Raw genomic sequence first — 25,581 nt, forward strand, 5'->3', positions numbered from 1 at the left:
GCTTAGTCGGGCTTTGAGGCCTCAGCCTCAAGGCGTGTCGCTTCGGTTTCTTCAGCTTCGACCAACGGAGCGTCGTTGTTGGATGGCAAAGGCTCATCTTCCTTGGCTCCGCCTTTGAGGCAGTTGAGTTTGCATTTTGCAGAGGCGGAGTTGCGCATGCCGCCGCTTACGCGGATCGTTGCGCCATTGCTCAACTGATAGGCGGGCGCATTAGTGTTTTCGAGCGGGTCGGAATCAGCGGCAAGCGGACCATCGACTACAACACCGCCACGGGAACGTCGCGGAGAACCACGAGGTGCGGCCCTTGGAATGGTGCTGATAGCTCTGGTTGCGCCACGAATACTGCCCCCGACTGCGTTGCCCAAGTCGCGAGAGGCACGGCTTGTACCGGCGCTTGTGCCGGACAGAACGACGGCTTCTTCGGCCGCGGCCTGAGCGCGGGCTTCGCTGGCTGCTGTGCCGGACACGGTCAATGCCGCAGCTAAAGCAAGAATACGCAATTGCATGGTTCTGCCTCCCTCACGCTGCTAAACATTGTGAACCTCAAGTAAGAGTTTGGCAAATCGGGTGCTATCTAACGCCCTTTCGGTTTCTCCAGTACTTTCTTCCTGTAGCTACAAAGATCTGTGAGCTGACAGCGCCAGCACTCGGGCGTTCGTGCCTTGCAAGTATATCGCCCATGCAGGATCAGCCAATGATGCGCATGCAGGCGGAACGGCTGAGGCACGCGCTTTTCTAGTTTCGCTTCTACGTGCTCCGGAGTCTTTCCTTTTGCGAGGCCTGTCCGGTTGCCGACTCGCAGGATGTGGGTGTCGACCGCAAAGGTTTCCTGTTTGAACCAGCAATTTAGCACCACATTGGCAGTCTTTCTTCCAACGCCGGGAAGCCGGACCAGATCTTCGCGTGTATCCGGCACTTCGCCGTCATAATCGTCGATCAGCAGCTGGCTCAGCGCGATCACGTTCTTCGCCTTGGAATTGAACAGTCCAATCGTCTTTATGTGCTCGATCAACCCATCGAGCCCAAGGTCGAGCATCTGCTGCGGAGTCTTCACCTTCTGGAACAACGCGCGTGTTGCTTTGTTCACGCCAACATCAGTTGCCTGTGCCGACAGGGCGACTGCCACAACAAGCTGATAGGCATTGCCATATTCCAGCTCAGTTTCAGGCTCGGGGTTGTCCTCCGCAAGTCGGCGGAAGAATTCAAAAATCTGGTCTTTGGTCATGCTGTCAGATCACAACCCCAGAACTTGCGCCATGGAGTAGCGACCCGGCTCTTTGCCGATCAGCCATTCTGCGCCACGCACTGCGCCGCGCGCGAAAATCATGCGATCCTCTGCGGTGTGAGACAGCGTAATGCGCTCTTCATTGCCGGCAAAGATCACGCTGTGCTCGCCGGCTACAGTCCCGCCGCGCAAGGTGGCAAAGCCTATGGCGCCCTCGCGCCGCGCGCCGGTTTGCCCATGCCGTCCGCTATCCATCGCATCTGATAATGCGACGCCTCGCGCTTCGGCGGCCGCTTCGCCTAAAAGTTTGGCTGTGCCAGAAGGCGCGTCGACTTTGGTTCGGTGATGCATTTCCAGGATTTCGATATCCCAGTCCGGGCCGAGCCTTGAGGCAGCTTCGCGGACCAGATGTTCCATCAGCGCCACACCCAAGGACGTGTTCCCTGTCTGCAAAACCGGGATCGCCTGCGCCGCATCGGCGAGCAAAACGAAGTGCTCCTGTGCAAGGCCGGTTGTTCCGACGAGAATGGGAATGCCGGCATGTTTCGCAGCGTTTAGATTGCCTTCGAGCGCGTCAGGAGCTGAAAAATCGACCATCACGTCGCATTGCGCGGCAAGCGGGCCGGGATCGCCACCTGCATCGATGCCCACTCGCATGACATGGCCAGCCTCCTCGATCGCTGTCGTGATCGCGCGACCCATCCGCCCTTTGTGTCCAATGATTCCAAACTGCGCCATTGCGTGAACTCCGTTGCTCGTGCTTCATGGCGTGCATGAGTGACATTCGCAATATCGTGATCCTGACAGGTGCAGGAATTTCTGCCGAAAGCGGGATCGATACATTCCGTGATTCTGGCGGCTTGTGGGAGCAGCACCGGGTCGAGGATGTAGCGACACCAGAGGGTTTCGCACGCGATCCAGACCTTGTGCTGGGCTTTTACGATATGCGTCGCGAGGCACTGTCAAAGGTGCAGCCGAACGCGGCGCATGACGCGTTGGCACGGCTTGATTTGGCTTGGTCCGGAGAGCTTCTGATCGTCACGCAAAACGTCGATGATTTACATGAACGCGGCGGCGCACAACGCGTGCTCCATATGCATGGCGAGTTGAAGAGCGCGCTGTGTCTTTCGTGCGAGATGCGCAGCCCGTGGTATGCGCCAATGTCCGACCGTCCGGCATGCCCGGTCTGCCAAGCGCCCTCGCTGCGGCCCGATGTCGTGTGGTTCGGCGAAATGCCTTACCAGATGGAACGGATTTACGCTGCGATCCGGGATGCTGACCTATTCGTCAGCATCGGCACTTCCGGCGCAGTTTATCCGGCGGCCGGGTTCGTAAGTGATGCGCGCGATTTGGGCGTGCAGACGCTGGAGCTCAATCTGGAACGTAGCGAGGGCTCACATTGGTTCCATGAATCACGCCAGGGACCGGCCGGCGAACTCGTACCCGCTTGGGTTGAAGAGCTGCTCGACACTTGAAGCTGACTATTGGGTCAATTCGCGAACGAACGGGATCAAGCCCGTTTGGCGTGTACGTTTCATCCTCTCGGCATGCAGGATCTCGCGGACTTTGACGAAGCATTCGTCGACGTCGTCATTGATGACCACGTAGTCGTACTCCGCCCAATGGCTGATTTCCGCTTTGGCTCTCTCCATCCGGTTGTCGATCACCTCAGGGCTGTCTTGCGCCCTTGTTTCAAGGCGGTTGCGGAGTTCGGCTAAGCTAGGCGGTAGAATGAAAACAGTCACGACGTCCTGATCATCCTTCTGCTTTAACTGTTGCGTACCCTGCCAATCGATGTCGAAAAGAAAATCACGTCCTTCTTTCAGGCCTTTGCGAATGTAGCCTTTGGGCGTGCCGTAGCGATTGCCGAACACTGTCGCCCATTCGTAAAACTCGTCCTTCTGGACCATCTCTTCAAACTTCTCGGGAGAGACAAAATGATAGTCAACGCCATCGATCTCGCCTTCGCGGCGAGGTCGCGTTGTAGCGGAAATTGATAGGTCAATCTCGTCGTCGGCATTGAGCAGCATGCGCGAGATTGTTGTTTTCCCGGCTCCTGATGGTGAGGAAAGAATGAACAAGAGCCCACGGCGTTGAAGAGTCGATTGGTCAGCCATGTGCGCTGTTGGCGCAATGCGACGGACTAAATCAAGTGGTTGATGACGGAAAACCGCCTATTTCTTGCGTCCGAAGTCGACTGTGACGACGTTGGAGCCGTCGTCAGCTCCTTTGGGCGGATTGCTATCATCACCATCGGTGGAGCCATCGTTCTCTGCGTCTTCATGCTCTTCCGGCGGCAAGTTATCGCTGGTTGCCTGGAACTGAAGGCCGAAGTCAACCGCTGGATCGACAAACGCAGTGATCGCGCTGAAGGGAATATCCAGCTTTGCCGGAACCTGATTGAAGCTGAGACCGACCGAAAAACCGTGATCGGTAACTTCCAGGTCCCAGAATTTATTCTGCAGAACGATCGTCATTTCATCGGGGAAACGCTCGCGCAGATGCGCCGGGATTGAAACCCCCGCGGCCCCCGTCTTGAAGGTGATGTAAAAATGATGCTCGCCAGGTAACTCGCTGCCACCTGCGACAATCTCGCCCAACACACGACCGACCACCGCGCGCAAAGCTTCTTGTACGATCTCATCGTACGGGATCAGACTATCTGGCGTTTCATCACTCATGGCAGTGTGAATCGTGGCGCTGGATCATGCCGCGGTCAAGCCGCAATCGACATCCCTGACATGCTTGTGAACGCTTGCACACAGACGAAGAGCGCTTATAGCGCCCTCATGCGTACTGGCAGGATTGAGCGAAAGACAGCGGAAACAGCGATTCTGGTTGAGGTGAACCTCGACGGTACTGGAAACTATGAAGTTTCCACGGGAATTGGATTTCTCGACCACATGGTCGAGCAGTTTTCGAAGCATTCGCTGATTGACGTGACTATGAAGGTCGACGGCGATCTGCATGTCGATCAACATCACACGACTGAAGACAGCGCGATAGCCTTGGGCCAAGCCATCTCTGATGCGCTAGGCGATAAGGCCGGGATTGGCCGTTATGGCAGCGCCTATTCGCCGATGGATGAGACTTTGGCGCGAGTGGCGCTGGATATTTCAGGTCGCCCGTACTTCGTGTGGAAAGCCGGTTTCACGCAAGAGAAGCTGGGTGAATGGGACACCGAGCTAATCGAGCACTGGTTCCATTCGGTGTCGCAGACGGCCGGCATAACGCTGCATATGGAGCTGCTCTACGGCACTAATAACCACCACATTTGCGAGGCGCTGTACAAGGGGTTCGCGCGCGCGATGCGCATTGCGGTCGAGCAAGACCCGCGCAAAGGCGGGGCAATTCCCAGCACCAAAGGACAGCTAGGTGGCTGAAGCGCTTGCGCTGATTGATTACGGCGCCGGAAATCTGCATTCCGTACACAATGCGCTGAAGGCAGCGGGTGCCGAACATATCGCGGTAACCGCCGACCCTGATTTGGTACGCGGCGCTCGCCGTATCGTTCTGCCCGGTGTCGGCAGCTTCAAGGCTTGCGCCAAGGGGCTTGGTGCGATCCCCGGCATGGTTGGAGCACTTGAGGAGCGCGTGCTTGAAAAAGGCGTGCCGTTTCTTGGGATTTGCGTCGGAATGCAGCTGCTCGCGACACGTGGGCTTGAGCATGGCGAAACGCCCGGGCTTGGCTGGATCGAAGGCGATGTTCGGCTGATTGAGCCATCCGACCCGTCGATCAAAGTTCCACATATGGGTTGGAACGATGTTGCCATGCTTCCGCACGCAAAGCGGCATCCGGTGATCGAGGAGGGCGAGGCGTACTTCCTGCATTCTTACCACTTTGCCGCCAACAACGGATCGGACGTTGCCGCGATGACAGACCACGGCGAAGGACTTGTGGCAGCGGTTGCGCGTGACAATATTCTGGGCGTGCAATTTCACCCCGAGAAGAGCCAAGCCTATGGGCTGGCGATGCTTGAGAGATTTTTGGAGTGGAGACCGTGATGTTCGCGCGGGCGGCATGGCCATCGGAGAAAACTCCATGATCGTATTTCCAGCCATCGATCTGAAAGCTGGCGAAGTCGTGCGGCTGGCAGAAGGCGACATGGATCGCGCGACCGTTTACGGCGATAATCCCGCGGCACAGGCCATGATCTTTGCTGATGCGGGCGCGCAGCACCTGCATGTCGTCGATCTGGACGGCAGTTTTGCGGGCGAGGGGCGCAATGTAGAAGCGGTCAAAGCCATCATTGAACAGTTCCCGGGCTATGTGCAGCTGGGCGGCGGTATTCGCGACGCGAAGGCTGTTGAGGCTTGGTTCAATCTAGGCTTAGCGCGCGTGGTGATGGGCTCGGCCGCGCTGAAGGATCCCGAATTCGTCAAAGACATGGCGAAAGAATGGGAAGGCGGCATCGTTGTCGCGGTTGATGCCAAGGATGGCATGGTCGCAACCGAAGGTTGGGCTGAAGTCTCGGATGTTCCGGTTGTCGATCTTGCCCGCAGGTTTGAGGACGCAGGCGTTGCTTCGCTGCTGTTCACTGACATTGGCCGCGATGGAATGCTGAAAGGATGTAATATCGACGCGACGCTCGATCTGGCGCGGCGCGTGGACATTCCCGTGATCGCCAGCGGCGGGGTGAAAGGGCTGGATGACATTCACGTGCTGTCGCTTAACGCCCATGAAGGGATCGAGGGCGTAATCACTGGCAGGGCACTCTACGAGGGCCGGCTCGATCTGGCTGCAGCAATTGCATTGGCGGGGCGAGAATGACCGTCCGTATCCGCGTCATACCCTGTCTCGACGTTGCCGATGGCCGCGTGGTCAAGGGCGTCAACTTTGTCGACCTGAAGGACGCCGGTGATCCGGTCGAACAGGCCAAGGCCTATGACGAAGCGGGCGCGGACGAGCTGTGCTTCCTTGACATTTCCGCCAGCCATGAAGGGCGCGGGACACTGCTCGATATTGTCCGGCGCACTGCTGAAGTGTGCTTCATGCCGCTGACCGTCGGTGGCGGGGTACGCTCGGTCGAAGACGCGCGCGCGCTGTTGTTGGCAGGGGCGGACAAGGTCGCTGTGAACAGCGCGGCGGTAAAGCGCCCCGAGCTAGTTGCCGAGATTGCTGAAAAGTTTGGCAGCCAGTGCATGGTTGCGAGTGTTGATGCGCGCCGTGTCATTGCCCCAAACGGTGAAGAGGGCCCAAGATGGGAAATCTACACCCACGGCGGGCGCACACCGACCGGGATCGACGCGATAGAATTTGCGAAGAAGGCTGCAGAATTGGGAGCAGGTGAGCTGCTCGTCACATCAATGGACGGCGATGGAACTAAGGCAGGTTACGACCTTGAATTAACCCGTACCATTGCAGATGCGGTCAATGTACCGGTGGTTGCGAGCGGCGGTGTCGGCACGCTGCAGCATTTGGTTGAGGGAGTGACTGAGGGGCATGCCAGCGCGGTGCTGGCGGCCAGCATCTTTCACTTTGGAACCCATTCGATTTCCGAGGCACATGCTGCTCTGCGGGCAGCAGGCTTGCCCGCACGCGGGGTTTGAGCGAGAATATTCTGATGGATACAAATCTTGATATATTGGCGCGTCTTGAGCAGGTGATTGCTGACCGTAAATCCGCTTCGCCCGACAGCAGCTATGTCGCCAGCCTCTATGCCAAGGGTATCGATAAAATCGCGCAGAAACTGGGCGAAGAGGCCACAGAAACTGTGATCGCCGCACTTTCGGGCGGGCGCGAGGAAGTGGTCGGCGAGGCTGCCGACCTAATCTTTCACTTGCTCGTGCTGTTGCAGGCGCGCCGCGTTTCGCTCGACGAAGTTATGGCAGAACTCGATCGCCGCGAAGGCACCTCTGGAATTGAAGAAAAAGCGAGCAGGAGCGAATAGCCATGCCGATCGATGCAACGCAGCCCTATGATGACAACAACATCTTCGCGAAGATCCTGCGCGGCGAAATTCCCTCGACAAAGGTCTATGAAGACGAATGGGCCTATGCGTTTGAGGACATCAATCCGCAGGCCGACATTCACACCCTGGTGATCCCAAAGGGGCGCTATGTCAGTTGGGAAGACTTCTCCGCAAAGGCTACAGCCGAAGAGATTGCGGGATTTGTTCGCGCGGTGGGCGAAGTCGCCCGGGCAAAGGGTCTGGTGGAGCCTGGATATCGCTTGCTCGCCAATATTGGGGGACATGGGCATCAGGAAGTGCCGCATTTGCACGTCCACATTTTTGGCGGTCACCCATTGGGCCCGATGCTGGCACGCTGATCGCTGCTGATCGCACGCCAGACTCGTTTTGCCGTCGTTCAGGTGTGTGAAGCAATTGGGGCCTTTGCAGCGAATCGCCGTTGCTTTAGGTGGCTTTCTTGATGGTTAAACCTGTTCCTCCTGGCGGCGTATTCGACGGTGCTCGGCACCTCTACGCTGTGCGTGTCTATTACGAGGACACAGACCTCTCGGGCATCACCTACCATGCGAACTACCTTCGCTGGTTTGAACGCGCGCGCAGTGACCTCTTGCGAATGCTGAAAATCGATCAACGTGAAGCGATTGAGGGCGAGGAGGGCGCGTATGCGGTATCAGAGGTCAATCTCAAATATCTGCGACCGGCCAAGCTCGATGATGACGTGGTGATTGAGACGACTTGTACAGAGCTGGGCGCGGCCAGTTGCCGCATGCACCAAATTGCCACCCGCGATGGAGAGCCGCTTTGCGAAGCGTCATTGCGCGTTGGCTTCATATCACTTGACGGGCGGCCGCGCCGCCAACCGGCCGAATGGCGCAAGGCATTCAAGGATTTCATGGAAGACAATCTCGCATGAACATTTTTCTGAACTTCGTGGCAGCGGCCCCGACACGGCTCAATCCGCTGGACCTATTCATTCAGGCGGACATTGTTGTTCAAACAGTGATGATCGGACTGATACTTGCCAGTGTCTGGGTGTGGACGATCATCGTTTCTTTCAGCTTGCGCATGGGAAAGATCGAACGTCGTAGCAACGATTTCGAGGCGGATTTCTGGGAATCGGATGATTTCGACGCGCTCACCACTGGCCGTGCGCGGAAGGACTTGCCGCCCGCGCGTGTTGCCGCAGCGGGGGTAAACGAGTGGAAACGCTCGGTTCAGCATCCGCCAGTTGATCGCGAAGGGACGCGCAGCCGACTTGCGGGCATGATGGAAAGCCAGGTGGCGCAAGAGGCAGACGAACTTTCTTCGCGATTGGGCTTTCTCGCCACCACTGGTTCTGTTGCCCCGTTCGTGGGTCTTTTCGGAACCGTTTGGGGCATCATGAACAGCTTCTTCCAGATAGGTATGCAGGAAAGCTCTTCGCTGGCTGTGGTCGCACCGGGCATTGCGGAAGCGCTGTTCGCTACGGCCATTGGCCTGTTCGCTGCGATACCGGCGGTCATTGCATACAACCGATTAAGCGACCGCGTGAACCGCTATGAAGCCAAGCTTCAGCGCTTCGCCGACAAGTTTCATGCAAGCCTTAGCTACGAGCTGGATAAGGCATAATGGCAATGTACGTCCCCTCTTCCGGCAGAACCGGGCGACGCCGCAAACGTGCACCGATGGCGGAAATCAACGTCACGCCGTTTGTGGATGTCATGCTGGTACTGCTGATTATCTTTATGGTGACGGCACCTTTGCTTGCTTCTGGGGTGCCGGTTGAACTTCCGGACAGTCGCGCCAATCCGATTAACCAGACGCCCGATCAAGTCACCATTACCATCGATCCCACCGGAACGATCTTCATCGGAGATGCGCGGGTTGAAACGGGCGGGTTGCCAGAGGCGCTGGCGGCAATTGATCGCGGGGCTGACGGTCAGGGGCCGGTGATTGTGCTGCGTGGTGATCGCAGCCTCCAATATGCCCGTGTCATGGCGGTGATGGGCGAATTGAATCGTGCTGGGTTCAATTCAATCTCGCTGGTCACCAATAGTTCACAAACAGTACCATAGTCAGAACACCGCAATGGAAACGAGAGCGCTTCGGCAAGACGAAAAATGGGGCCTTGGGGTCGCCATTTCGCTGCATCTTGCGCTCGCTGGCGTCTTGCTGTTTCAGCCTGGGCCGGGCGAGGGGCTGGAAGTGCCGGAGCGCATGACAGTCAGCCTTGCAACCGATGTGTCGCTCACTTCGACTGCGCCTCAAATCGCGCCTGATAGTCGCGCTGCGATGGCTCCCACGGTGGCAGAAGAAGTTCAGGCCGAAGTCGAACAGGCGGATAGGGAGACTCCGACAGAACTTACCCGCGAGCCTCCGCGCAACAATTCACAAACAGCTGTGACTGCGCAACCGAGGCAAGCCGCGCAAACACCGCCGCGCCAGGCGACGGGTACACAAGTGGGTGATAATTTCCTTGAGGGCGTTGGCTCGAGCGCGTCTTCTGACGATACTCGAATTCCGGCTGACGAGATCGGCAGAAGCGCCCGGGCCAGTCTGGTCCAGGCCATCTCGCGCCAGATAAAGCCGCATTGGAATGCGCCTTCTGGGGTCGATGCAGAATTGCTGGTTACCGAACTCGCGTTCAACCTCAACGAAGATGGTACATTGGTAGGCCGCCCGCGTGTGCTCCGCCAATCCGGGATCAACTCGTCAAATCGTCCGCAGGCGGGTCTTCATGCTGAGCGCGCAATCCGTGCAGTGCAACTCGCCGCGCCGTTTGACCTGCCTGCCGAGTATTATAACGCGTGGAAGTCGATCCGAGGCGCGCGTTTCGATAGGAATCTCTCTCGATGAAAAAACTCATTCTTGCCCTTGCATTTGTCTCTGCGCCTCTTGCTGCACAAGACTTGGCTCAACCTGTCGCCGAAGGAGGTCAGGTTGAAACCACGGGAACGCAGGACTCCGGCGAAGATGCTGAAGGCGGGCTCACCTTCACAGTTACTGACGAGAATGACTGGTCTGACCTGTCCATTGCTATCCCCGGATTTGCTGCAGATCGCGATGTCGATACGCCAGCTAACTCACGCGGGACAGCGGCACTAGGGGTAGAGATTGCCAATGTTATTACCTCAAATCTTGAAAACAATGGCTTGTTCCGCCCGATCGGACCAAACCGGTTGCCCCAGCCGGAATTTGCGCAGATTACGGATCCCGTTTGGGGAAGCTGGCGCGGGCGCGGCGCAGAGATGCTGGTACACGGCTATGTCAGGGCACGTGGAGACGGCAGGCTTGTCGTCGGCTGTTACCTTTATGATGTCGCTTTGCAGGACGAATTGGTCCGCGAAGGCTGGGTTGTTCCTCCTGCCGATTGGCGCAGAGCGGCGCACAAATGCTCAGACATCATTTACGCGCGACTGACCGGGGAAAGCCCGTTCTTCGACAGTCGCATTGCTTACATTGCGGAGACCGGCCCTAAAGACCGGCGTGTAAAGCGGCTGGCGATTATGGACAGTGATGGTGCTAACCATCGCTTTTTGACGCTGGGCAGCGCGACTGCACTGACGCCGAGGTATTCGCCTGATTATTCCCAGCTTCTTTATCTGTCCTACGTCGATGGTAACCCCCGGCTCTATGTCTATGACATCGGTACCGGGCGTCAGACGCTTGTCACGCAGAGCAGCAATCCGACCTTTGCACCGCGCTGGAGCCCGGATGGTCGTACGATTCTCTATTCGATGGCGGTGGCGGGTAATACGGATATCTATAGCGTACCTGCCTCCGGCGGACGCAGCGTGCGTCTGACCGATACACCGGGGATCGACATCGGCGGGTCCTATTCACCTGATGGTTCAAAGATCGTGTTTGAAAGCGACCGTTCGGGTAGTCAGCAGTGCTACATCATGGACGCAGATGGCACAAACCAACGCCGCATCACGTTCTTTGGTGGGCGTTGTGCGAACCCTGAATGGAGCCCGCGCGGTGATCAGATCGCCTTCACGCGGATCGCGGGCGATTTCAACATTGCAGTGATGAGCCCGAATGGCCGAAACCTGCGCGTCTTGACGAGCGGCTGGCAGGATGAGGGGCCTACGTGGGCTCCGAACGGCCGGATAATCCAATTCTTCCGAACGGAGCGGAACTCCGGCCGTTCGGCCCTTTGGCAAGTCGACCTGACGGGTCGCAATGAAAGGAGACTGCCGACGCCGGTGGACGCGTCGGATCCGGCGTGGGGACCAATACTCCCCTAAATCTCTTCTTTTGTGTTATTATTTGGTGGCAAAACCCATCTCCCGAGAGGAAAAAGCAATGAATAAACGTTTTGCAACTGTCGTTTTGCTGGCCTCGGCCACAACTCTGGCTGCTTGTGCGAAGAAGGCTCCGGAAGAGCTGCCTCCACCGCCGCCATCCACAAGTGCACCAACGCAAACTCCGGCGGCGACACCCACGCCAACTGGCCCCTCCGTGGGAAGTCAGGCGCATTTCGAAGACGCGGTCAACGGACAGAACGTGATTTACTTCGATACTGACCGCTTCAACATCGATAGCGCGGACGCGGCGGCCTTGCAGTCTCAAGCACAATACCTTGCCCGCTATCCTCAGGTGCGTATCACCGTCGAAGGACATGCCGACGAACGCGGCACCCGTGAGTATAACCTCGCTTTAGGTGAGCGCCGTGCCAATGCAGCGAAGAACTATCTTGTGGGTCTAGGTGTTGACGCCAGCCGTATAGCCACAGTCAGCTACGGCAAGGAGCGGCCTGTTGCCCTTGCGTCAAACGAGCAAGCCTGGGCACAAAACCGTCGCGCGGTGAGTGTTGTAATCGACTAATCGCGAAAGAAGGAAGGAACCTGCAGGTCGAGAGAAGTGCTCTCGGCCTGCACAACCATGAACGGATCACTGCCGTGCAGGCTGCTTTGGTCCGGTGACGCAAACAGAACCATCGCGGTAAGCGCGAATGTGCAGAAGCTGCTGGATATGGCGAGTTGTTTGCTCATGATCTTGTATTTCGGGTCTTCGCATTGAGACGGCCGGTTAGCCGCAATTCATGAATGATGTGTTGCAATGCAACATTTCAATTCGAAATTGGTTCCCATGCATTTGCAATAGCCGCAACCATCCCTAGACTAGGTGTCATGCCAATCCGACCAACGACACATTATGCCTAAAGCTACGCGATCCAATGATTGGGGGTTTCCCCGCTGGCGTGGCTATGGCTCGGCGCGCGAAGCCACCACAGTGCGACTCTGCGACCGACACGGGTGCGAAGAGCCGGGCGATTGCCCGGCGCCCAAATCGCCCAACAGCCCAGATCGTTGGTACTTCTGTCAGGCACATGCGGCCGAGTACAACAAAGGCTGGGATTATTTCGAAGGGCTGGACAAGGAGCAGAAGGAAGAGCGCGCGAAGGCCGAAAGGCAAGAATCTGCCGGCTATGCCGAAGCTTCGCATTACGGTTGGGCCGGAGCAGGCGATGGCTCTCGCAGCGCAGACGAAATGCGCGCGCTAGATGTTCTTGAACTTGAGGCCGATGCTGAATTCGCCGCAATCAAGAAAGCCTGGCGCGAAAAGGCGAAAGAGGTTCATCCTGACGTCAAGCCAGGTGACAAGGAAGCCGCGGCCGAGTTCCAGAAACTGCAATTAGCCTATGAGGTGCTGAAATCGGCAGAAGAACGGAGAGAATGGCGGGGCTAGCGCTACACCGGCCCACGATTATCAAGGCAAGATTGAGATTGCCGAAGACAAATCCTTACAAGCCAACTCCCCCTTTTCTCTTGCCAAGAACGTAACTTAGGCTCAAGCATGGTGACCAGGGTCGAGCTTGCCGTGGGGGGCGGTAAAAATGGCAACGACCTATTCCGAAAATTTGGAGCACGCGCTTGGCGAACCTGCTGTTGCGCCAACGAGGAGCAACGAACGGATCGGCGCGCTTGACTTTGTGCGTGGCTGGGCACTTTTTGGCATACTGCTGATGAACATCACTGGGTTCGGGCTTTCGAACGCCTATTACAACCCGCTCAATAATGGCGGTGCGACAGGCGCTGACCTGATGTCATGGCAAGTCATCCAAATCTTCTTTGATGGTACTCAGCGAGGGCTTTTCTCGCTCTTGTTTGGCGCGGGCATAATCTTGCTGACCTCCAAGCTGGAAGAGAGGGATCCAGTGAATGCCAGCGACATCTATATGCGCCGCAACCTTTGGCTGATCGGGTTCGGCATGGTCAATGTCTGGATTCTGCTGTGGCCTGGCGATATCTTATACACATATGGCGTCACCGCCTTGTTTGCTTACGGGTTTCGCAAGCTGATGCCGCGCTGGCTGATTGCCATCGGACTGGCTTCTCTCGCGCTTGTCGCGTTCAATAATTACAGTTTTGCGCAAGACAGTCTTGAATCGTACGAACAAGCGCAAGCAGCGCTGGCAGTGGAAAATGCAGGCGGAACCCTTACTGAGGAACAGACCGCTGCCATTTCCGCGTGGAGGGCCGCTGAGGCCGAGCACACCCTGTCCGCTGAAGCTGTCGCAGCCGATATCGCAGCGCACAGGAACGGTTGGCGCTCAACGCAAGAAGCCATCGCGCCCTTGGCAGTATGGTTGCAAACCACTCATCTTTATTATGCCTTTGGCGACGTCTTTGGAATGATGCTGATCGGAATGGCGCTGTTCAAACTGGGAGTCTTGACGCTCGCGCGGCCAGTCGCACTTTACGTAGGAATGGTTCTAGTAGGATATGGCATCGGTCTGCCGGTCAACGTAATGGAAGCCCGATGGATCGTGGACAATAACTTCAGTCTTCTCGCTTTCAGTCAGGCTAATGTTACCTTCGATGTCGGTCGCCTTTCCATGACACTGGGACACCTCGGCTTGCTCCTGCTGTTGTATCGATCGGGGTTGTTCGGCTGGCTGCGCAGATCAATGGCTGCTGTCGGCCAAATGGCGCTGACCAACTATCTGACACATAGCGTTGTGTGCGCGATAATCTTTACCGGCTTCGGGCTTTTCGGTGCCCTTCAAAGACATGAACTTTACTATATTTGGGCTTCGATCTGCGTGGTTCAGCTTGTCATCAGCCCGATATGGCTCAGGCACTACCGCTTTGGCCCGCTTGAGTGGTTCTGGCGATTGCTGACCTACTGGCAGAAACCCGGCTTTCGTAGACCGGCTGCTGCTTAAGCAGCTAGTTCGGGGAGATAGTCTTTAGCCGTCACTTGGCCCGGCAAATCCCGGTCTCGATGCGCTTGAATTGATCTCAGGGTTCGGATTGTCATTCCACCATGCGACGTCAGTCCACGGTCGCGCATCGATCTCATGCGTCCAGCAATTCTTAGGTTGCTGCGCCAGATGCCAGTATGTTTCCGCTAGCGATGCAGGATCAATCACACCTTCCTCGCCCTTCATGGCTTTGAACGCTTCAAATTTGTCACCCAGCAACTTGCCCAATGTGTCAGGTGCATCAACAGCACCATCAACCACGATATGCGCGATATGAATTCCCTGCGGGCCAAATTCAGCGTTTAATGTCTGGCACAGCATGCGCCGTCCGCCCATGGCGGCGGCATGACTATGCTGTCCAGCATTACCGCGGACTGCCGAAGTGGCTGATGTAACGAGCAGGCTGCCCCTGCCACGTTCTACCATCGCCGGGAACATCGCATGGGCGAGACGAAACACGCCGTAGCACCCGAGCCGCCATCCCAACTCAAACGTCTTGTGCGGCGTGTCATGCAGTTTGCGGTTACCGATTTGCGCGCCGAGATTGTAAAGCGCGCATTCGATTGGACCGATGTCGCTTTCAATTCGCTCGACCAGATCCTCGATAGTGCCATCTTCGGATGCATTGAGCAGGGCGCCGGTCGCGGTGCCGCCCGCTTCCTCGATCTGGCCGACAAGCCGCGCAAGCCCTTCTTCGTCGCTGCGCCGCGCCAGGACCGCATGATAGCCGCCGGCTGCAAATCGTGCGGCGGCATGTCCACCGATGCCAGCACCCGCACCGATGACAAGGAATACGGGTTTCTTTGAAGCCACTACGCTGCCCTCCCAATCGCGTGAGAGGGCAGTGTAGGCGCAGTCTCAGACCTTCGCCAGTGCCTGATCAAAATCCGCGATCAGGTCGTCCGGATCTTCAATTCCAATGCTGACTCGCACCAGGTTATCCGTGATGCCAAGCGCAGCCTTGCGTTCATCCGGAACACTCAAGTGCGTCATCGATGCAGGATGACTTGCAAGTGTCTCTGTGCCGCCAAGGCTTACAGCCAGCTTTGCCACCTTCAACGCATCAAGGAAGCGGAAGCATTCAGCCTCGCCGCCCTTGATAAAGACAGAGAAGGTGGAGCCCGCACCAAGGCAGTGGCGAGCATAGATGTCTTGCTGTCGCGGATCCTCGATCATGCCGAGATAACCGAGACCATCCACCTTCGGGTGGTTCTTCAGAAAGGCGCAAACCTTCTCGGCATTTTGGCCGGCGCGCTCCATGCGTAGCTCAACTGTCTCAAGCGAGCGTAGCAACATCCATGCGGTGTTCGGATCGGTGATTCCACCCATGGTGTTGCGCAGCGCGCGGATCGCATCAATGAAACGTTTCTTGCCTGATACACTGCCTGCAACAAGATCAGAGTGTCCGCCCACATATTTTGTCAGCGAGTACACCACCAAATCCGCGCCATGCTCAAGCGGGCGCGACCACAGCGGGCCAAGAAAAGTGTTATCGATCGCTATCGGACAGCGAGCCGGGTCAAAATGTTTGTCACGCGCCGCCTTGACGGCCTCGACATCGACGAGTGCATTCGTGGGGTTGGCGGGGCTTTCGAGATAAATCAGCGGCACTTCGCCGCCTTGCTCCTCGGCTTGAGCTTTGGCCTTCGCCAGCACAATGTCCAGTTCCTCAGGCGTCGCGCCAGCCGGGAAATCGACATATGTAACGCCGTATTTTGCCATGATCTTCGCGACGAAACCTTCGGACGCTGCATAAAGCGGTCCCGAATGGACGATCACGTCGCCTGCCTTGCATGCAGCTAGCATCAGAATTGCGATCGCGGTCATACCGCTGGAGAAGCTCAGCGCTTCTTCTGCGCCGTCCCAGATCGCAAGGCGATCTTCCAGAATCTCTTGGTTGGGCGCATTGAATCTCGAATAGACTAGGCCTTCTGCACCGCCTTCGCGTTTGCCGGTGATGCCTTCAAAATGTCGCTTGCCTGCCGCCGCGCTCTCAAACGCGAATGTGCTGGTGAGAAAGATCGGGGCTTTGAGAGAGCCTTCGGACAGAACAGGGTCATAGCCGTGGCCCATCATCAGCGTTGATGGCTTCATCGGCCGGCCATTGATGGTTGTGATCGGCTCTTTGGGCTTACGGCGAGGGGTTGGTTGGTCAACCGGGTCGATAGCGTCTGTCATTGAGGTCTTCCCATTGCGCGGGCGCTGCCGAAATGCTTTGCGATTGGCAAAGCCCGCAACGCTCCCAGGAAGGCAGGAGCTGAAATGTGGCGATCGGGCCCCCCGCTCCTAACCTCCGCAGGAACGCATCTGCATCGATGCCAAAAAAGATCACTCGCGCAGATACCGAGAAGTGCAATGCGCTTCAACCGGTTTCAGATGTAATCAACTGGCAATTGCAGCGATGCCCCAAACCATGAAGACGATCAGGAATATTCCCACGATGTCGAGCAGAGCCCCGGCCTTGACCAGACGTTGAATTTTGAGCCGCCCGGTCGACCAGGCAATGGCATTGGGCCCGGTCCCGGCTGGCAGGATAAAGCCCCAGCTGGCGGCCAGTGCAGCAGGCATGGCAAGCAGGATCGCTTGCTCGCCAAGGCCAAGCGCAGCGGCCAAACTGGCAATCACCGGGATGATCGCGCTGGCGGTTGCGACATTGCTGGCAAATTCGGTCACCAGCACCACCATTGCGACAATTGCGAGCGCGATCACAATCAATGGAACCACTTCCAGCGGCAGAAGCGCATTGCCAAGCCATTCTGCCAGTCCGGAGGCCTGCATGCCGGCGGCAAGTGCCAATCCACCGCCGAACATCATGATGACTCCCCAGGGCGCCCGATTTGCCTCGTCCCATCTGAGCATGGGGCGACCCTTGCCGTCTTCCTTGGTGCCGTCGGGCAGGAGGAACAACGCGAAGCTCGCCAGAATGGCGATTGTACCATCGGTCCAACTGCCCTCTGGCAGATAGGGTGCGACCCAACGCCGTGTCATCCAGAACAGGAACGTCACGACAATAACCGGGACAAGCCGTTTCTCGGCACTCGTCCATGGAGCATTGTCGCTGATCGCATTTCGCGCCGCGGCCATATCAAACGGATGCTCACGCACATTCTGAACCCAACTGATCAGAACTGCGGCGACGGGAACGCCAAGTATTACGACAGGCAGACCATAGAACATCCATTGCGCAAAGCTGATCTTGAGACCAATCATGTCATCCAGCAGCGCGACCGCGATGCCATTCGTTGGCGAGCCAACGATCGTGCCAAGTCCGCCGATACTTGCGGCAAAAGCGATGCCCATGGGAAGAGCGCCCGAAAGGCCTTCTTGTAGGCCTCCCGTTTTACTACCTGAGGCGTAGTTGGCTTCCGCTCCAGCCAGAACTGCTAACGCCATGGGCATCATAATCAGCGCGGTTGAAGTGTTCGAGATTAACATCGAAAGCAACGCGGCGCTGATCATGAAGGCGAGAAGAAGACGCGTTTGGCCGCCGCTCGTTCCAATTGCATTTAGGATCGCCAATGAGAGCCGTTTGTGCAGCCCGGTTCGTTCGATTGCTAACGCGATGAAAGCGCCGCCGAGCAAAAGAAACAGGATTGGTGCGTAGTAGGCGCTGGCTGTCTCCCGCGCATTCATTACCCCTGAAAGCGGCAGCACCACGAATGGCAGCAGGGCGGTGGCCGTCAGCGGAATCGCTTCAGTGATCCACCAGACAGCCATCCATACAACCAGTCCTGCTACGAGCCAGGCCTCTGTGCTCATGCCCGCTGGAGGTGCCGACAATGCGGTGATCGCAAAGGTGAGCGGGCCAAGTATCCGGCCAATCGATTGTGCTGTCATGCGGCGCTTTCTCTCCTTGCGCCTGCTCTAGCGAATTGGGCCTGCCAATGCGAGTGCACTGACAGGCCCTGCGTCAAGAAACGGGAGCAAACTAAATCTGCCCACGCCTTGAAGTGATTAGTTGGTCGATAGACATCCGTACTGTATCACAGCGACATAATTCGTCGTTTTCAAAATAAAGAAGGCGCAACCATCGCTGGCCGCGCCCCTTATTCAATGCAATTAAATTTCAGGTGAACAGGTTACTCGACCTCGCCGTCATTGTCTTGCCCTGGAAGGCTGATTGGATTGAAGATGACGGTTCCTGTGCGCGGCTTCGTTTGTTCGCGCGCGTTTTCGACACGCTGGGCTTGCTCACGCAGCAGACGCGCGGTGCCTTGGGGAATGCGGAAAGACTGTGTACGCTGGATACCATCGCGGCCATTAGTGACCACTTCGGAATAAGTCGGTTCGCGTACGCCGCCGGCTAGGTCAGCAATATCAGCTTCGTAAATCACGCTCTCAGTTGAAGCGGTCTTTGCAATTATCGCACCTACCTCTTCATTAGCATAACCATTGAGATGCGATCGGATGTCGCTGGGCCAATCGGCGAAAAAGTAAGGTCGGGCTTCGTCATAGATCGTGCTGATCTGCAGTCGCTCGCCGCGGTTCTGAGTCCCGCGAAGCGAATTGACAAATTCGCGGGCGTTGCGCTCGAGTATTTGCGACACGTTCATGCCGGTAAAGGCGTCGCTGGGCAGTGAAGGCCCGCCAATGTCACCGCGCCAGAAACCATAGATGACCTTTGGGTTTTCCCAATTGCGAAATACAATCTGGTGTCGGATGTCGTGCGGACTCATACGAACGCCGCGCACTGTGATGAATTTCGCCTGGTCGAATGGAATTCCATCGATCTCGATCTCGCGCGGTTGGCGGATCGGCCATTCATGCGCGATCGTCTCCATGACTGCGACGTTGTGCAGGTTCAGCCAGTAAGCTAGCTGTTCATTACGCGACAACGTTGTGATGTCGATCTGGTTGCCAAGTTGCTCCAGCTCGGCGCGATAATCTGATACCATCTGACGAAGTTCATCGGTGAAGAACGAAAACATCACCCGATTGCCTTCCATCCGGTAGCGGGAATCATGACCGTAGATGCGGCGCGAACCTGTGCCAGCCTGTGGCCGAGAAGGAGCCTCGCGTATCGCGGGACCCATGGGATAGACGAGATAATTCATCGCTGATCCCCAGGCCGTATAATCGATACGGTCTGCATTGGTGCGTTCGCGAGGCGCAAAGATATCGAACTGGGAATTTGCCGGTGCGGCATTGGTAGAAGTCGAAACAGCGGAGAATTCGGGGGAGTCCGCTAACGCATTTGTCGGCGACAGGGCGATGGCCGCAAGGCTGGCGCTAGCGAGAAGGGACTTCAACATAACGGGGCTCCGATCGGGAATTTCTCGGCAAACAACGCATGAAACACTTTGCGGTGCCCGCCCGGGGGAAGAAATTTACTGGCGAGACAATACTATAAGTCCATGAACGTTCAATGACGCTCGTCGAATAGAAGTGGTGTTTTGTCGAAGTAAGACACCAAATTGTTTATACTGGTGAAGAGAAAGGGGCACGCAAATGCGTCCCCCTTCATGATTCAAAATGGCGGAGTGCTTACTTAGGCGCCAGAACCATCAGCATCTGGCGCCCTTCAAGCCGCGGAAATGCTTCGACCTTTGCGATCTCAGCCATGTCTTCCTGCACGCGTTTCAGCAGGTCCATGCCTAATTCCTGGTGCGCCATTTCGCGCCCACGGAAGCGTAGGGTGACCTTCACCTTGTCGCCATGTTCAATGAACTTGTTCACGTTCCGCATCTTCACATCATAATCATGTGTGTCGATATTGGGACGCATCTTGATCTCTTTGATGTCCTGCGTCTTTTGCGTCTTGCGCGCCGCGTTGGCTTTCTTCTGCGCCTCGTAGCGGTGTTTGCCGACGTCCAGGAACTTGCACACTGGCGGGTCCGCGTTAGGCGATACTTCTACCAGGTTCAGACCTACTTCGGCCGCCTGTTCAATCGCTTCGCGCGTATACATGACGCCGAGGTTCTCGCCCTCATGGTCAATCACGCGCACTTTGTCGGACTGAATGAAATTGTCGTAGCGAGGGCCGCTTTTTACGGGCGGGGCCATCTGTCGCCGGGGTGGACGGGCTATGTGTTTTCTCCTGTTACAGCCGTGATTCTGCGTGCGGGTCGCTATGTAGGGACTATCGAGCGCGAAGGCTAGGGGTTAGGCGGCTTGGCGCCACAACGGTAATTGCACCAGCTTTCCTTTTGCAGGCAGCACCGCGTCGATGGTGCCTGCGGGGCTGAGCGCAGCGCGGATTTCAGGCGCGGAGGCATCCATTCCGCCGGTCAATGCCCCGAATGCGGGCAAGATCATACGATCGCCACGATCAGCGCTGCGGCTCAGCACGCCGCATGGCCTGCTGATATGGCGCTGCCGGACTTTCACGCGTACCTTCGGATGGAAGTGTCCCGACAGCTCCGGACGCGCCTCGCCGGTCTGCGCGATATGCCGAAGCACGATCCCGCCGATCTCCAGTTCTTCCGTCAACTCGCCGCCGAATGAACGATGCATCGCTTCGTCATGATTGCCGGTGATCCAGACCCAGTCGAGCGCGCGGGTCAGCCCCTCAAGCATGCCTGCCGCAAAAGGGTCGAGCCGCGAAGTACCTTCATCATCGTGGAAATTGTCCCCCAGCGTGATTACGCGGCAGGCGCCGGTTCGTTTGACGGCATCCGCCACCCGCTCGAGCGTTTCGCGGCTGTCATAAGGCGGCAGCATCTGGCCGCCCATGGCATACCAGCTCGCCTTTTCCAGATGGAGGTCCGCGACCAGCAAGGCTTGCTCGCGCGGCCAATACAGCGCGCGGCCATCAACCAGCAGCATTTCCTGACCTGCGAACGAAAGGGGAACCATGATCATTACTTGCCGCGCCTCCAATGGTTTGGCAAGACGGGACATTGGACGGATGAGGGAAATTTATGGCCGATTGGACATCACACACTGCACGCGCGAAAGAATGGTTCGAAAGCTTGCGTGATTCCATATGCGCAGAGTTTGAGGCGATTGAACGCGAGGCGGGCTCTAATGCTAGTTTCCAGTACACGCCATGGGAACGTGAAGAAGAAGGAAACTCAGACCCTGGTGGCGGTGTGCAAGGCCTGATGAAAGGCAAGGTGTTCGAGAAAGTCGGCGTCAATGTCTCTACGGTCAAAGGCAATTTCGCACCAGAATTCGCAGCCAGCGTGAATGGAGCGTCACCAGAGAACCCCGGCTTCACCGCCACGGGCATCAGTCTGGTCGCGCATATGGCGAACCCGCATGTGCCTGCTGTGCATATGAATACCCGTTTCCTGACCACTCAGGCGGCATGGTTTGGCGGCGGTGGCGATCTTAATCCGCCAATCCCTTATGAAGAGGATACGGCTGACTTTCATGCGCGTTTCCGTGCAGCATGCGCAGCCCATAACCCGACTTACTATGAGCGTTTCAAGAAATGGGCGGATGACTATTTTTTCATTCCACATCGCGGCGTGCATCGCGGAGTGGGCGGCATATTCTATGACCACCTAGAATGCGAGGATGACGCAGCGTTCGATCGCAATTTTGCTTTCACACAGGATGTCGGCAAGGCGTTTCTGGATATCTATCCGCAGTTGGTACGGCGCCGGATGGACACCGAATTTACTCCGGAAGATAAACAGACTCAGCTTGAATGGCGCGGGCGCTATGCAGAGTTCAATCTGGTCTATGACCGGGGCACGCTGTTTGGCCTAAAAACCGGTGGTAACATCGATGCGATTTTGATGAGCTTGCCGCCTGAAGCGGTATGGACTTGACTATTCGTCTGGCGAGGTCACCTCAGGTGCATAGACCCGCACCCAATCGACCAGCATCGCAATCTCACCTGTTTTGATCTTGTCGACTGTTTCTCTTGGCACACCGACATAGGGTTCTGTAATACCGTTGGTCTTCAGCGGATAAATACCGCCGACCGCGAAGTTCAAAATCAGATGCTGCGGCGTGTCAAATAGCCATTCACCATAAAACCCTACCATGGGCTTGGTTGCTCGATAAATCAGCTTCCCATCCACCTCGAAGGTTATCGTTTCTGCGGTCCATTCAACAGAGTAGATGTGCCAATCGGTGGCATCGGTGCCGGCTGGAAAGAAATGTTTGTTCACGAAGGGCGTTTCGCCGGAGTAGTTCGTTCCGTGCAGAGCCACTCCGATCCAGTCTTTCTCACCAACATACTCCATAATGTCGATTTCGCCGGTCGTCGGCCATTTGCCATTGCCCAGCAGCCACCATGCCGGCCATACACCTTCCGCATCGGGCAGCTTGATGCGTGCTTCCGCGCGGCCATGCGTAAAGTCGAACTTTCCTTTGCTATCAATTCGACCGGATACGAAGTCGGCCTGGCGCTCGGGATTGGGATCTATGCCAGGTCTGAATATCGGCCTGAGCACCAGTACGCCGCCATCGGCGCCCTCAACATCACTCCTAAATTGAATCGTGTCTTCGCTGTCGATATAGACTTGCTGCTCGTTATTAACCCAGAAATCCACGCCTACCACGTTCCATTTTTCGCGGTCCAACCTGCCTTCGTTGAACTCTTCACGGAATATGGTCTCGTGTTCTTCAGAATCTGTCGTAGAAACTGCGTGATCGTGTGCGGTTGCAGCGAAGTTCGCCGTCCCTAGTCCGAAGGCCATTGCCAAAATTTTAGCGGCGGAGTGGAATTTAAACTGCATAGGCTTAATGCATCCCTTCTGTTAACGTTCACATTAATGCGTTCACCTGTGAAGTCTAGTTTGTGGTGGCCAGAATACGGATGAACAGTTTTTGCGTTGCAATAATGCCCGCCGCACCGCACATTCATCTCTAGTATGCTACGCCAATACGAACTTGTTGAGCGGGTCCTTGACTATGACCCTGATGCCGATGAGGCGGTGCTTAACCGAGCGTATGTCTATACCGTACAAAAGCACGGCTCCCAGATGCGCGCGAGCGGCGACCCCTACTTCAGTCATCCTGTGGAAGTGGCCGGGCTCATGACGGACCTAAAGCTTGATCAGCAAACGATCATTACCGCGCTGTTGCATGATACCGTTGAAGATACGCTTGCGACGATCGAAGACATCGAGTCCAACTTTGGCGAAGATGTCGCGCGGCTGGTCGATGGAGTGACCAAGCTTTCAAAGATTGAACAGATGCCAGAGAACGAGCGCGCGGCGGAGAACTTGCGCAAATTCCTGTTGGCGATGTCAGAGGATATCCGCGTTCTGCTGGTCAAGTTGGCTGACCGGTTGCACAATATGCGCACGCTCCATTTCATCAAGAAGCCGGAGAAGCGGCAGCGGATCGCGCGCGAAACGATGGATATCTATGCCCCGCTGGCCGAACGTGTGGGCATGTATGAGTATATGCGGGAGATGCAGCTACTCGCTTTCGAACAACTCGAGCCCGAAGCCTATGCAACGATCACCAAGAAGTTGGGGGAGTTGCGGAACCAGGATGGCGGGCAGGTTGATGCGATCGCATTGAAGATCAAGCAGCGGCTGGCCGAAGCCGGACTAAATGTCGAAGTTTCAGGGCGAGAAAAACATCCGTACTCGATCTGGAAAAAGATGGCTGAGCGGCACGTTTCGTTCGAACAAGTCACAGACATCATGGCGTTCCGCGTGATCTGCGAAAATGAAGCCGATTGCTATGCCGCCCTGGGCGCGCTGCATACTACGTGGCAGTTCCTGCCGGGCAAGTTCAAGGATTACATCTCCACGCCCAAATCAAATGGCTACCGTTCTCTGCACACATCATTGATGTATGAGAATTCGATGCGGGTTGAAGTGCAAATCCGCACGCGCGAAATGCACGGCCGCAACGAGTTCGGTCTGGCAGCGCATTGGGCTTACAAGCAAGGCGAAAGACCCGATGGCGAAGTCGGCTGGCTGCGAGATTTGATCGAAATCGTTGATGCAAGCCATGACGCTGACGAGCTGCTCGAGCATACGCGTATGGCGATCTACCAGGATCGGATATTTGCCTTCACCCCAAAAGGCGGGCTGTTCCAATTGCCCAAAGGAGCATCGCCGGTCGACTTCGCGTTTGCCGTCCATACCGACCTTGGTGCGCAGGCGGTCGGCGCAAAGATCAACGGTCGTCATATGCCTTTGCGTACGCCTCTGGAGAACGGTGATGTCGTAGAGATTATTAAAGGCAAGGAAGCCGAGCCTCAGCTATCTTGGCTTGGCTTTGTCGTAACAGGTAAGGCGCGCGCTGCGATCCGGCGCGCCGTGAGGCTGAAAGAACGCGCCGAGATTGCCGAGATCGGGAAGAAACTGTTTGATGAGATAGCCGCTAAAGTGCCAGCCCGGATCGGCAAAAAAGCACGCGGTTTGGCGGTAGAACGGCTTGGCCTGATGGATGAAGAGGACATGATGTTCGCTATCGGCGCAGCCAAGCTTTCCGATCGCGAAGTGATGGAAGCGCTGGTTCCAGGGTGCACGGTCGACATCGATGAAGAAGATGACTGGACCAAGCGCGAGCATGCAATTTCTATTCGTGGACTGACGGCAGGCGTGGGCTTCCAGCTTGCCGAATGTTGTCACCCGGTACCGGGTGACCGCATTGTTGGCCTGCGGAAAAAGGGCGAGGCAGTGGAAGTGCACGCCATCGGCTGCTTTGAGTTGGCGAGTGGCGAAGATGCCGATTGGCTGGACCTAAGTTGGGGCTCGCGTTCGCAAGGGGCGATCGGGCGGTTGCGCGTAACGCTCTATGACCGGCCCGGTACACTGGCGGAAATGGCGGGCATTTTCGCGCAGAACCACGTGAATGTGAAATCGCTGGACCAGGTTGAGACTGACCATCCATTCACAACCTATGAAATCGATAGTGAAGTCCAGGATCTGGCCCACCTGACACGAATCCTCAGCGCATTGCGCGCCAGCGACTCAGTGGCGCAGGCGGAGCGTATCTGATGGGCGTTACGGCAATAGATCACGTCCAGCTTGCGATGCCGCACGGTGGCGAAGACGATGCTCGGCGCTTTTTTGTCGATGTGCTGGGCATGGCAGAAGTGCCAAAGCCCGCTCATCTGGCGGTCAGCGGGGGGTGCTGGTTCTCCGCAGGCACGGCGCAGATTCATTTGGGCGTGGAGCAAGACTTTATGCCGGCGCAACGCGCGCATCCCGCTTTGCTGGTCGACGATCTGGTCGAAATGGTGCGCAAGCTGGAGATGGCGGGGGTGTCGTTTGCCCCTGGCAAACCTTTGGAAGGCTACAAGCGGGGTGATATTCTCGACCCCTTCGGAAATCGGATCGAAATCATGGAGCGGGTTTGATCTTATTCTGCGCTATCGCTTTGCGGTTTGA

31 protein-coding genes are annotated in these 25,581 nt (G+C 56.7%); 18 read left to right on the forward strand and 13 right to left on the reverse strand.

Translation table 11 applies throughout. From position 1 onward, the window contains the following. Positions 1-2: 2 nt before the first annotated feature. From A6F69_RS03965 to dapB, 3 genes are all read right to left on the reverse strand, one after another. Complete coding sequence (locus A6F69_RS03965) at positions 3-506, reverse strand: hypothetical protein (protein WP_067597653.1); 504 nt, start codon at positions 504-506, stop codon at positions 3-5. Positions 507-574: 68 nt separating this feature from the next. Next, positions 575-1,225 carry an endonuclease III gene (gene nth, locus A6F69_RS03970; protein WP_067597656.1) on the reverse strand — a complete coding sequence of 217 codons (651 nt, stop codon included), beginning with the start codon at positions 1,223-1,225 and terminating at the stop codon, positions 575-577. A gap of 9 nt (positions 1,226-1,234) precedes the next feature. Continuing rightward, entirely contained in the window at positions 1,235-1,963 is a 729-nt protein-coding gene (dapB, locus tag A6F69_RS03975) for a 4-hydroxy-tetrahydrodipicolinate reductase (protein WP_067597659.1), read from the reverse strand. A 35-nt stretch (positions 1,964-1,998) separates the two neighbouring features. Here dapB and A6F69_RS03980 point away from each other — a divergent pair, with 35 nt between their 5' ends. Then, on the forward strand, positions 1,999-2,700 hold the full coding sequence (locus A6F69_RS03980) for an NAD-dependent deacylase (RefSeq protein ID WP_067597662.1): 702 nt from the start codon (positions 1,999-2,001) through the stop codon (positions 2,698-2,700). A 6-nt stretch (positions 2,701-2,706) separates the two neighbouring features. On the opposite strand, the gene gmk is transcribed toward A6F69_RS03980, so the two are convergent. Together gmk and A6F69_RS03990 are read right to left on the reverse strand one after the other, a co-directional pair. Then, entirely contained in the window at positions 2,707-3,342 is a 636-nt protein-coding gene (gene gmk, locus A6F69_RS03985) for a guanylate kinase (protein WP_067597665.1), read from the reverse strand. 57 nt (positions 3,343-3,399) lie between these two features. Next, positions 3,400-3,906, reverse strand: a complete 507-nt coding sequence (locus A6F69_RS03990) for an SspB family protein (RefSeq protein WP_067597668.1) — start codon at positions 3,904-3,906, stop codon at positions 3,400-3,402. Positions 3,907-4,014: 108 nt separating this feature from the next. Here A6F69_RS03990 and hisB point away from each other — a divergent pair, with 108 nt between their 5' ends. The 12 genes from hisB (at position 4,015) to pal (ending at position 11,946) form a co-directional block, all read left to right on the forward strand. Next, the gene (hisB, locus tag A6F69_RS03995) at positions 4,015-4,608 is read left to right on the forward strand and encodes an imidazoleglycerol-phosphate dehydratase HisB (protein WP_067602416.1); all 594 of its coding nucleotides are present in this window, start codon (positions 4,015-4,017) and stop codon (positions 4,606-4,608) included. After that, positions 4,601-5,230: an imidazole glycerol phosphate synthase subunit HisH gene (hisH, locus tag A6F69_RS04000; RefSeq protein WP_067597670.1), complete on the forward strand. Its 630-nt coding sequence runs from the start codon at positions 4,601-4,603 to the stop codon at positions 5,228-5,230. Before hisB ends, hisH begins: the two co-directional genes overlap by 8 nt. Positions 5,231-5,267: 37 nt before the next feature. Continuing rightward, positions 5,268-5,996, forward strand: coding sequence for a 1-(5-phosphoribosyl)-5-[(5-phosphoribosylamino)methylideneamino]imidazole-4-carboxamide isomerase (gene hisA, locus A6F69_RS04005; protein WP_067602419.1), 729 nt, complete (start codon positions 5,268-5,270; stop codon positions 5,994-5,996). After that, positions 5,993-6,775, forward strand: coding sequence for an imidazole glycerol phosphate synthase subunit HisF (gene hisF, locus A6F69_RS04010; protein WP_067597673.1), 783 nt, complete (start codon positions 5,993-5,995; stop codon positions 6,773-6,775). Before hisA ends, hisF begins: the two co-directional genes overlap by 4 nt. A 14-nt stretch (positions 6,776-6,789) precedes the next feature. Continuing rightward, positions 6,790-7,116: a phosphoribosyl-ATP diphosphatase gene (locus A6F69_RS04015; protein WP_067602422.1), complete on the forward strand. Its 327-nt coding sequence runs from the start codon at positions 6,790-6,792 to the stop codon at positions 7,114-7,116. Between the two features lie 2 nt (positions 7,117-7,118). After that, complete coding sequence (locus A6F69_RS04020; RefSeq protein ID WP_067597676.1) at positions 7,119-7,496, forward strand: histidine triad nucleotide-binding protein; 378 nt, start codon at positions 7,119-7,121, stop codon at positions 7,494-7,496. A 101-nt stretch (positions 7,497-7,597) separates the two neighbouring features. Then, positions 7,598-8,050, forward strand: a complete 453-nt coding sequence (locus A6F69_RS04025) for a YbgC/FadM family acyl-CoA thioesterase (RefSeq protein ID WP_067597679.1) — start codon at positions 7,598-7,600, stop codon at positions 8,048-8,050. Beyond that, positions 8,047-8,745, forward strand: a complete 699-nt coding sequence (tolQ, locus tag A6F69_RS04030; RefSeq protein ID WP_067597682.1) for a protein TolQ — start codon at positions 8,047-8,049, stop codon at positions 8,743-8,745. Before A6F69_RS04025 ends, tolQ begins: the two co-directional genes overlap by 4 nt. Further along, on the forward strand, positions 8,745-9,191 hold the full coding sequence (locus tag A6F69_RS04035) for an ExbD/TolR family protein (protein WP_067597686.1): 447 nt from the start codon (positions 8,745-8,747) through the stop codon (positions 9,189-9,191). Before tolQ ends, A6F69_RS04035 begins: the two co-directional genes overlap by 1 nt. Positions 9,192-9,204: 13 nt before the next feature. Next, entirely contained in the window at positions 9,205-9,972 is a 768-nt protein-coding gene (locus tag A6F69_RS04040) for a hypothetical protein (protein WP_067597689.1), read from the forward strand. Next, the gene (gene tolB / locus A6F69_RS04045; protein ID WP_067597692.1) at positions 9,969-11,366 is read left to right on the forward strand and encodes a Tol-Pal system beta propeller repeat protein TolB; all 1,398 of its coding nucleotides are present in this window, start codon (positions 9,969-9,971) and stop codon (positions 11,364-11,366) included. The genes A6F69_RS04040 and tolB overlap by 4 nt, the downstream gene beginning before the upstream one ends. 58 nt (positions 11,367-11,424) lie before the next feature. Then, on the forward strand, positions 11,425-11,946 hold the full coding sequence (gene pal, locus A6F69_RS04050) for a peptidoglycan-associated lipoprotein Pal (protein WP_067597695.1): 522 nt from the start codon (positions 11,425-11,427) through the stop codon (positions 11,944-11,946). On the opposite strand, the gene A6F69_RS13045 is transcribed toward pal, so the two are convergent. Next, positions 11,943-12,113, reverse strand: coding sequence for a hypothetical protein (locus A6F69_RS13045; protein ID WP_157092818.1), 171 nt, complete (start codon positions 12,111-12,113; stop codon positions 11,943-11,945). The genes pal and A6F69_RS13045 overlap by 4 nt on opposite strands. A gap of 163 nt (positions 12,114-12,276) precedes the next feature. On the opposite strand from A6F69_RS13045, the gene A6F69_RS04055 reads away from it, so the two are divergent. Both A6F69_RS04055 and A6F69_RS04060 read left to right on the forward strand, forming a co-directional pair. Next, positions 12,277-12,810: a J domain-containing protein gene (locus tag A6F69_RS04055; RefSeq protein WP_067597698.1), complete on the forward strand. Its 534-nt coding sequence runs from the start codon at positions 12,277-12,279 to the stop codon at positions 12,808-12,810. 148 nt (positions 12,811-12,958) lie between these two features. Further along, positions 12,959-14,290, forward strand: a complete 1,332-nt coding sequence (locus A6F69_RS04060; protein WP_067597701.1) for a DUF418 domain-containing protein — start codon at positions 12,959-12,961, stop codon at positions 14,288-14,290. A 24-nt stretch (positions 14,291-14,314) separates the two neighbouring features. On the opposite strand, the gene A6F69_RS04065 is transcribed toward A6F69_RS04060, so the two are convergent. The 6 genes from A6F69_RS04065 to pdeM form a co-directional block, all read right to left on the reverse strand. Beyond that, positions 14,315-15,142, reverse strand: coding sequence for an SDR family NAD(P)-dependent oxidoreductase (locus tag A6F69_RS04065; protein ID WP_067597703.1), 828 nt, complete (start codon positions 15,140-15,142; stop codon positions 14,315-14,317). A gap of 45 nt (positions 15,143-15,187) precedes the next feature. After that, the gene (locus A6F69_RS04070; protein ID WP_067597706.1) at positions 15,188-16,507 is read right to left on the reverse strand and encodes a cystathionine gamma-synthase family protein; all 1,320 of its coding nucleotides are present in this window, start codon (positions 16,505-16,507) and stop codon (positions 15,188-15,190) included. A gap of 204 nt (positions 16,508-16,711) precedes the next feature. After that, positions 16,712-18,166 (reverse strand): SLC13 family permease, encoded by a 1,455-nt coding sequence (locus tag A6F69_RS04075; protein ID WP_067597709.1) that lies wholly within the window; start codon positions 18,164-18,166, stop codon positions 16,712-16,714. Between the two features lie 242 nt (positions 18,167-18,408). Further along, positions 18,409-19,581, reverse strand: coding sequence for a DUF547 domain-containing protein (locus A6F69_RS04080; RefSeq protein ID WP_067597712.1), 1,173 nt, complete (start codon positions 19,579-19,581; stop codon positions 18,409-18,411). A 232-nt stretch (positions 19,582-19,813) separates the two neighbouring features. Beyond that, positions 19,814-20,332, reverse strand: coding sequence for a translation initiation factor IF-3 (gene infC / locus A6F69_RS04085; protein ID WP_067597715.1), 519 nt, complete (start codon positions 20,330-20,332; stop codon positions 19,814-19,816). A gap of 99 nt (positions 20,333-20,431) precedes the next feature. Continuing rightward, the gene (pdeM, locus tag A6F69_RS04090) at positions 20,432-21,124 is read right to left on the reverse strand and encodes a ligase-associated DNA damage response endonuclease PdeM (protein WP_067602425.1); all 693 of its coding nucleotides are present in this window, start codon (positions 21,122-21,124) and stop codon (positions 20,432-20,434) included. 65 nt (positions 21,125-21,189) lie between these two features. Between pdeM and hemF the strand changes: the two genes are divergently transcribed. Further along, a complete protein-coding gene (gene hemF / locus A6F69_RS04095; RefSeq protein ID WP_067597718.1) occupies positions 21,190-22,047 on the forward strand; it encodes an oxygen-dependent coproporphyrinogen oxidase in 858 nt (285 codons plus the stop codon). Here the strand turns inward: hemF and A6F69_RS04100 are convergent, their stop codons facing one another. Continuing rightward, positions 22,048-22,962 carry a glycoside hydrolase family 16 protein gene (locus A6F69_RS04100; RefSeq protein ID WP_067597722.1) on the reverse strand — a complete coding sequence of 305 codons (915 nt, stop codon included), beginning with the start codon at positions 22,960-22,962 and terminating at the stop codon, positions 22,048-22,050. Between the two features lie 135 nt (positions 22,963-23,097). Here A6F69_RS04100 and A6F69_RS04105 point away from each other — a divergent pair, with 135 nt between their 5' ends. Both A6F69_RS04105 and A6F69_RS04110 read left to right on the forward strand, forming a co-directional pair. Next, complete coding sequence (locus A6F69_RS04105; protein WP_067597725.1) at positions 23,098-25,188, forward strand: RelA/SpoT family protein; 2,091 nt, start codon at positions 23,098-23,100, stop codon at positions 25,186-25,188. Beyond that, complete coding sequence (locus tag A6F69_RS04110; RefSeq protein ID WP_067597728.1) at positions 25,188-25,550, forward strand: VOC family protein; 363 nt, start codon at positions 25,188-25,190, stop codon at positions 25,548-25,550. Before A6F69_RS04105 ends, A6F69_RS04110 begins: the two co-directional genes overlap by 1 nt. The last annotated feature ends 31 nt before the right edge of the window (positions 25,551-25,581 follow it).

Source organism: Altererythrobacter ishigakiensis (genome assembly GCF_001663155.1).
Classification (GTDB): domain Bacteria; phylum Pseudomonadota; class Alphaproteobacteria; order Sphingomonadales; family Sphingomonadaceae; genus Erythrobacter; species Erythrobacter ishigakiensis.